We start from the raw sequence: 7492 nt of genomic DNA, 5'->3' as shown, positions 1-7492 counted from the left end.
TTTTTCGTGTCTAATCCGTTCCCTGCCAATAGACCATCACCGTGACCCAGCCATCCTGTTGGCGGAAATCACACCGGGCATGATACTTTTGGATAAACGACCGCAACGAGATCATGCCTGTGCCATGTCCGGGCAGCTCACTGTATGGCAGTCCATCCGCATCGAGCAGCAGCGGCTCGGCAAACCGATTGGCCACCGATAGGACGAACTGCCCGCCCGTATACTGCGCGGATACCTTGACCGCACGATCGGTGACCGGCTGCCGCATGCTCGCGTGCAGGGCATTCTCCAGCAGATTGGACAGCAGGATAGCCACATCCGTATCCATGCCGGTCATCTCCCGCGGCAAGTTCACTTTCTGCTGCAGTGGGATCTCCAGATTACCCAGATGATACACATAGATCGACAGCGTCGCATTGATCAGGTCATTGGCGCAGAACTCCTGCAAAGCCGTGTGCTCCAGCTCCGCTGCCTGCTTGTCGACCAGCTGCCTGGCCTCGCTGATGCGCCCCCCATCCAGCAGGGTACCCAGCAGCCGGTTGTAATGGCGCATATCATGGCGCAGGACGCGCAGCGCCTGGCGCTTCTCTTCCTCGAGCCTGGTGTACTCCCGCAGCGAATAAAGCTGCTGCGCCAGCAGATTATTGCGATTGACTTCCGCCGTATGCTCTGACATCTGATGTCCAGCCATCAGCACCAGCCGGAACATCAAGAAGAAGAAAATGGGCAGGGCCAGCCGGCCCACGCGTTCGGGCACGCTATGATAGAGCTGCCCGTCCAGCATCGGCAAGGCATAGGCAAACAGCACCACTAAGGGCATCAAAGAGATATACAGCCCCAAAGGCCGATATTGGAAGAAACGCTGCGTTGGCACCAAGCGGCTGAACAAGCGCCGCTCCAACGGGATCAGCAGCGTGAACAGCACCAGATAGCAGCTCAGCAGTGCCAGCATGTGCAGGATATAACTATAATCCCCGGGCAGGAGCCCGCCGACGATAAACCCGCTGATCGTATGCAGCAAAAGCGAAAACAAGCTGTGCATCCCCAGGACAAACAAATGCTGCACAAAGCCCCGCGGAATGCAGTAATAAGCCAGCAGGAAAAAGGGCACCCAGCCAAAAGCCACCAGCAGTTTGAAACGCAAGACATCCCCGTCATACATGTTCAGAACAGCGGTATAGCCTAAAACCGCCAGGACACCCCAGCCAACCGACAGCCATTGCAGCTTGCGCCGCTGAGCAGCCAATACAGTCCTGGCAAAGGGCAGGTAACGGAGCCATACCCCCGTAAGCTGCAGACAGACCAATGCCAACGCCAAGAGAACTACCATTGCCAGCCCCTCACTTTCTGAGCAGATACTCCATATATTCATGCGCCGTCTCACGGTAAAGCCGCCGGCTTATGGGCAGGCGCTCGCCATTATTGAGCGCAAAACCATCATCCGTCAGCGCGGACACCGCCGCCAGATTGACCAGCACATGATTGTAGCACTCGGTGAAATCAGCCACATCCAATGCTGCAGCCACATCCGCATAGGGATTATCGACAGCCATCTCGGCCCCCGACAGCAAGTGGATGACACAGCCGCGCCGCCCGCCTACCCGGCGGCCGCCCTGGACATCGATATAGGCAATGCGCTCCCAAGGGACCTTGACCGCGCGGCCATTCAGCTGCACCAGAAGCGAACTGTCTGCCAGCAGCGGCAACAGGCGCTGCAAGATATCCATAAGCTGCGTCCGCGCTTGTTCGACCGGCTTCAGCAGGTACCCTGCCGGATACGCCTGATAGCCCTCCAGCGCAAAATCGGCACTGTTCGTCAGAAAAATGATGGGCAGCTGCGCCGCCTGCTTGCGGACAGCAAGTGCCGTCTCGATTCCATTGATCCCCTGTATGCAGATATCGAGAAACACCAGTTGGAACATCTCTGGCGCAAAGCTGGCCAGGAATTCCTCGCCACTGGCGAAAAGCTGCATATCCGCCTGCGCTACAAGCTCGATTCCGCAAGTGCGCAAGACTTGTTGCAAGGCATCCCGCGCCTCGGCTTCATCATCAACAATAGCAATTTTCACAACTTTCCCCCACAAAAAAATCCAGAAAATCACTTCTACCATCATTATACATGATTTTTCTAAAATAGGAAGATTTTACCATTTTTGGCAAGAATCTACCACCTTTGGCAAGAGCATGGCATCCCGCCCCAAAGTCCGCTAAAATCAAGGTGAGAACAACTATCCCAACAACAAAGGAGGCTCACCATGAAGGCTACGCCAACCAAGCGTTACAACATACTGGCCATCGACGACGATGCCATGAACCATATGATGCTCGAAGCCATCCTCAGCAGCAGCTACGGTTTCACTGCGGCCGCCAGCGGCCCCGAAGGCCTGTCCATGCTGTCTGAGCAGGCGTTCGACCTCATCCTGCTCGATATCAATATGCCGGAAATGAACGGCTTTGATGTTCTGGCTGCACTGCAGCAATCACCGCAGACCAAGGAGATCCCCGTGATCATGCTTACAGGCGACCTGGATCAGGAAACGGAAGTCGAAGGCATCCAGGCCGGGGCCTTCGATTTCGTCCATAAACCATTCATTCCCACCCTGATCCTGCGGCGCATCGAAAGGACGCTCGAACTGAAGGCGCTGCAGCATCATATGCAACAGGAAATCGACCGGCAGACAGCGATCGCTCAGCAGCAGCTGGCATCTACCCAGCGTCTGTTCCGCGAGATGATCGAGACGCTGGCCGATACGATCGATGCCAAGGACAAGTACACCAACGGCCATTCCCACCGCGTAGCGGAATACGCGCAGGAAATCGCCCGTCGGGCAGGAAAGCCGGCAGACTATCAACGCGCCGTGTATTACATGGCCCAGCTCCACGATATCGGCAAGATTGGCATCCCCTCAAGCCTTATCAACAAGACTACGAAACTGACTGACGCGGAATATGCAGAAATCCAGCAGCATACGATCATCGGCAGCGAGATCCTGGCCCATGTGACCGAGATGCCTGAGCTTGCCGATGCTTCCCGCAGCCATCATGAGCATTACGACGGCTCAGGCTACCCCGATGCGTTGGCTGGCACAGCCATCCCGGAAAAAGTCCGCATCGTCGCCGTTGCCGATATTTACGATGCAATGACGTCCAAACGCAGCTATCGCGATGTCTTGCCCCAAAGCATCGTTCGTCAGGAAATAATAAACGCCCGCGGCACACAGCTTGACCCATTCTTTGCCGATATCATGATTCAAATCATTGATGAGGATACGGACTACAAACTCCGGGAGGGCTAACCATGAACGACTACAAACAACGCAGCTTATCCCAATGGGGTACGTTGCTCATCATCAGTTTCATCCTCATTGTCCTGACTGCCGCCTGCTGGATTTTTACCACCAGCACGTTCGACCAGCCAAAACCAAAAGCCGGCATTATCCTGCTCGGCGGTATTGACGAAGAAGGCTGGAATGCCCCACAGTACCGCGGCATCCGCAAAGCATGTGACAATATGGGTATTGAGCTGCTGACCAAGGAGCGCATCACAGCCCCAGGCGACTGCACCAAATCCGTGCAGGAATTGGCCAATGCAGGTGCTGGCATGATTTTCCTGGCCAGTTATTCCTATTCCGAAGAAGCACAGAAATTTGTACGTGATTATCCGCAAATCGCATTTGGTACCAACTCGGCTGAATGCCATGCCCGCAATATGACTTCCTACTTCATCCGCATGTATCAAGGCCGGTACCTGGCCGGCGCACTGGCTGGCATGCGCACCAAAAGCAATGTCATCGGCTATGTTGCGGCCATGCAGAATTCTGAAGTCAATCGTGGCATCAATGCCTTTGCCCTGGGCGTACAGCAGACCAACCCGCAGGCCCGCGTTGTCGTCATGTGGACCGGCAGCTGGCAGAACGAGGAAAAGGAAGACGCTGAAGCCCGCCGTCTGATAAGCGAAGCCGGTGCTGACATCCTGACCTATCATCAGGATGAGCCAGCAGCCGCCAATGTCGCCGAGGAGCTCGGCATCGACTACATCGGCTACTATGAGGATCTGGGAAAACATGCCTGGCGCTCCGACCATGCACTGACCTCCGTAATCTGCAATTGGGACCGCTACTACGAAGACATCATCCGCCGCTTCCTCAAAGGCGAACTCAACTACGTCGATAAGCAATGGGTCGGCATGGAAGCTGGCTTCGTTGAGTTATGCGATTTCTCTGCCGCCGTCACCGCTGACGAAAAAGCCAAGCTCGAGCAGCTGAAGCAAGCCATGCTCGCCGGCCGGTTCATATTCGCCGGCGAGATCTACGATCGTCAAGGCAAACTGCGCTGCCGCCCCGACGAATCCATCCGCGACGACCGCCTGCTCCAGCACATGGACTGGCTTGTAAAGGGGGTAGACATCCTTGAATAATCGCAGAAAAATGCTGCTGACGATTGCCATGACGATGTTCCTGCTCGTGCTTGCAGGCATCTTCATCCAACAGAAAATCGTCACCATGCTGAATAATGCGGCCGAACACTCCGTAGCCCGGCAGACCGAGGATATCTCGCTGCTGGCAGGTGAGCGTTTCCGCCGCTTCCTGACCCCGTTGCAGACCGCCGCCATGCATCTGAGCACCCATGAAGAGGACAAACGGGATGTATTGAACATGTTGTCCCTGCAATGTCCCGAAGGACAGGCCGGCCTGATCGACTTCCAGCGCCATACCATAGGCCGCCCTGTATCGAGCGACTCCTTTCCGCGCTTGCAGCTGGCCTTCCACGGCAATACGGTCATCGACTATAATCCTGACATCGGCATCCTGCTCGCTACACCAGTCGTCTATGAGGACAACGTCCGCTATGTCCTCTACCAAGTCTATCCGATTGGCGCACTGCCCAAACTATTTGCACTCTCTGACTACGATGCCTTCACGCATGTCATCATCCAATACCGCGACGGCAGTCTGGCCGTCCCCTATGAAAACTACACGACCGAAGACGCGCGGTTCTGGGGCGATGATGCCATCCAGCAAGGCATGCGCGAAGTCCACCGGCGTCTCCAGCGCAATAAAGCCGCCGCAGTCTACACCGAAGGTGCCGAAGGAAAATTCTTCGTCTTTGGTGCCGACCTCCCCCAGACCGACTTCTCCATGATTGGCTATATGCCCTGGTCAGCAGTCGCGGGACAGATTGTCAGCGTCTATCAGCGCGTGTTCTTCCTCTTCACGCTGATGCTTGTCTTGTTCGCCTGCCTGAGCATCTATCTGCTCATGGCCCAGACGCGCGTAGCTGAAAACGAGGAGCTGCGCCAGGCGCGGGCAGCTGCCGATGCCGCCAATCAAGCCAAGAGCCAGTTCCTCGCCAACATGAGCCATGAAATCCGCACACCGCTCAATGCCATCAGCGGCATGAATGAGATGATCCTGCGGCAGGCGCCACCAGGCGAAATCAAGCACTACGCCCACAACATCAAATCGGCCTCGACGGCCCTGCTGAGCCTCATCAATGAGATCCTCGACTTCTCGAAGATCGAGTCAGGCCATATGGAACTCGTCCCTGCCGACTACCAGCTGACCAAGATACTCCGTGAAGTCTGCACCATCGTCGGCGTGCGCGCTCAGGCCAAAAACCTGCAATTCAAGGTACACGTCGATCCCTATCTGCCCAATGGCCTGCATGGTGATGCTGGCCGCCTGCGCCAGATCCTCATCAATCTCCTGAACAACGCCATAAAATATACGCCGACAGGATCGATCACCCTCGATATCAGCGGCCGCCGGAATGAGAGCACGCTCTATCTGCGGGCCGCCGTGACCGATACAGGCATCGGCATCCGCGACGAAGACAAGAGCCGGCTGTTCCATGTCTTTGAACGGCTCGACATCAAACGCAACTGCCAGATCGAAGGCACAGGCCTCGGACTGGCCATCACGCAGCGCCTGCTGAAGATGATGGCTGGCACCATAGATGTCACCAGCACCTACGGCACTGGCAGCACCTTTACGATCGAGCTGCCGCAGGCCATCCACTCCTTCGATCCAGTCGGCGCCTTCAGCCTGAATGCCCCGCCGGAATTCGAGGATGCAGACATCCCGCAGACCAGCTTTATCGCTCCCGCCGCCCATGTGCTCATCGTCGACGACAATGAGATGAACTGCTTCGTCGCCGACAGCCTGCTCAAGGAGACACAGGTACAGACCGTCATCGCCCATAGCGGTGCCGACGCACTGAAGGCCTTGCAGCAGCAGTCCTTCGAGGTCGTCCTGCTGGACTACATGATGCCTGGCATGGACGGGGTGGAAACCCTGCATAAGGCAAAAGAACTATTAGGCGACAGCTCCACCCGCTTCATCGCGCTGACGGCCACCGCCCTTTCCGGCTCGCGGGAAAAATTCCTCCACGAGGGCTTTGACAACTATCTCAGCAAGCCCATGACCGGCGAGGATCTCGCCGCCATGCTGCATCGCTACCTGCCGCCCGGACTGGTGGAAAAACCGCCGAAGCCTGCACCAGCAGCACCACAGCCAGCCCCCCAGGCTGCTGACAGCCCCGCGCCGCCGTCACCGGCTGCCGAAGCCCCGCCGCTTATCGACCGCGAGATTGGCCTGAAATACTGCAACAACATCCAAGCACTCTACGACAAAGTCCTCGCCATGTTCAGCGAGCAATCCGCAGCCAAGATCACGCAACTCGACCGTGACCTGACTGCCGCCGATTGGCAGGACTACCGCATCAATATCCACGCACTGAAATCATCAGCCCTGACCATCGGCTGCCGCGCACTCAACGAAGCAGCCAAAGCACAAGAACAAGCCGCCAAAGACTATCTGGCAGCTGATGCCTCTCCCCAACAGCAGGACCAGGCCGTTGCCTATATCGAACAACATCACGATAACATCATGAAACTCTATCAGCAAGTCGCCAAGCTTGCTGCCGGCCAGGCATGAAAGCAGGCTGCCGCACGCATCTATAACGTGCAGCAGCCTGCTTTTTCCGTTCTAAATCATTTATTCGTATGCCAATGCGTACGCACATTGCCGATATGCCAATGATAACGATGCTTGTACCGCGGGATCTGGCTGTCTTTGAGCTGGAAAGTATGGTGCACCTTCTGATTCGGCGCTACCTTCACATTCGTATGTTGATGAATGCTGGGATTCTGATAGATGATGCCGCCATTCGGATTACTAACCGTAAGGTCATATTGGATTTCCTTAGCATAAGCCGTCCGATCACCAGTATTCTCAAAATACCCACTGACCGCCGCCCTGCCTGGGGCTGTGAGTTTGACGTGCTCTACATGGAAAATGATATGCGGTCTAGCCTCTGCCCCTTGCAGGCAAAACACACTGCCCAGAACAAACACAGCCACGAACGCCAAAAATGTGGATTTGAAAATGCGCATAGAAAAGCCTCCCCTGATAACTTGCGCGAAATACTCTTTCCGATAGCATTAAACCACCTTGCCATTAAATGCACCTTAAAAATCCAACCTATATTTTTC

The 7492-nt window shown here is 55.9% G+C and carries 6 protein-coding genes; 3 read left to right on the top strand and 3 right to left on the bottom strand.

The window, feature by feature from the left end; all coding sequences use genetic code 11:
• Positions 1–10: 10 nt before the first annotated feature.
• Positions 11–1330, bottom strand: a complete 1320-nt coding sequence (locus tag FZ041_RS14060) for a sensor histidine kinase (protein ID WP_187626392.1) — start codon at positions 1328–1330, stop codon at positions 11–13.
• 10 nt (positions 1331–1340) lie between these two features.
• Entirely contained in the window at positions 1341–2069 is a 729-nt protein-coding gene (locus FZ041_RS14055; RefSeq protein ID WP_173371048.1) for a LytR/AlgR family response regulator transcription factor, read from the bottom strand.
• Between the two features lie 186 nt (positions 2070–2255).
• Here FZ041_RS14055 and FZ041_RS14050 point away from each other — a divergent pair, with 186 nt between their 5' ends.
• Genes FZ041_RS14050 through FZ041_RS14040 form a run of 3 tightly spaced genes read left to right on the top strand, consistent with a single transcriptional unit; the run spans position 2256 to position 6935 of the window.
• Complete coding sequence (locus tag FZ041_RS14050; RefSeq protein WP_075445123.1) at positions 2256–3296, top strand: HD domain-containing phosphohydrolase; 1041 nt, start codon at positions 2256–2258, stop codon at positions 3294–3296.
• 2 nt (positions 3297–3298) lie between these two features.
• Positions 3299–4417 carry a BMP family ABC transporter substrate-binding protein gene (locus tag FZ041_RS14045; RefSeq protein ID WP_149190021.1) on the top strand — a complete coding sequence of 373 codons (1119 nt, stop codon included), beginning with the start codon at positions 3299–3301 and terminating at the stop codon, positions 4415–4417.
• Complete coding sequence (locus FZ041_RS14040) at positions 4410–6935, top strand: ATP-binding protein (protein ID WP_149190020.1); 2526 nt, start codon at positions 4410–4412, stop codon at positions 6933–6935. The genes FZ041_RS14045 and FZ041_RS14040 overlap by 8 nt, the downstream gene beginning before the upstream one ends.
• Before the next feature lie 56 nt (positions 6936–6991).
• On the opposite strand, the gene FZ041_RS14035 is transcribed toward FZ041_RS14040, so the two are convergent.
• Positions 6992–7393 (bottom strand): hypothetical protein, encoded by a 402-nt coding sequence (locus tag FZ041_RS14035; RefSeq protein ID WP_075445129.1) that lies wholly within the window; start codon positions 7391–7393, stop codon positions 6992–6994.
• Positions 7394–7492: the final 99 nt, after the last annotated feature.

It is taken from the genome of Pseudoselenomonas caprae (assembly GCF_008271345.1).
GTDB lineage: Bacteria > Bacillota > Negativicutes > Selenomonadales > Selenomonadaceae > Selenomonas_A > Selenomonas_A caprae.
Note: the sequence above shows the minus strand (reverse complement) of the source record. Positions and strands in the feature narration are given on the sequence as shown.

Excerpts from the sequence above, each read along its gene's own strand:
- FZ041_RS14060 (WP_187626392.1), bottom strand. The coding sequence starts at position 1,330 with ATGGTAGTTCTCTTGGCGTTGGCATTGGTCTGTCTGCAGCTTACGGGG.
- FZ041_RS14050 (WP_075445123.1), top strand. The coding sequence starts at position 2,256 with ATGAAGGCTACGCCAACCAAGCGTTACAACATACTGGCCATCGACGAC.
- FZ041_RS14045 (WP_149190021.1), top strand. The coding sequence starts at position 3,299 with ATGAACGACTACAAACAACGCAGCTTATCCCAATGGGGTACGTTGCTC.
- FZ041_RS14035 (WP_075445129.1), bottom strand. The coding sequence starts at position 7,393 with ATGCGCATTTTCAAATCCACATTTTTGGCGTTCGTGGCTGTGTTTGTT.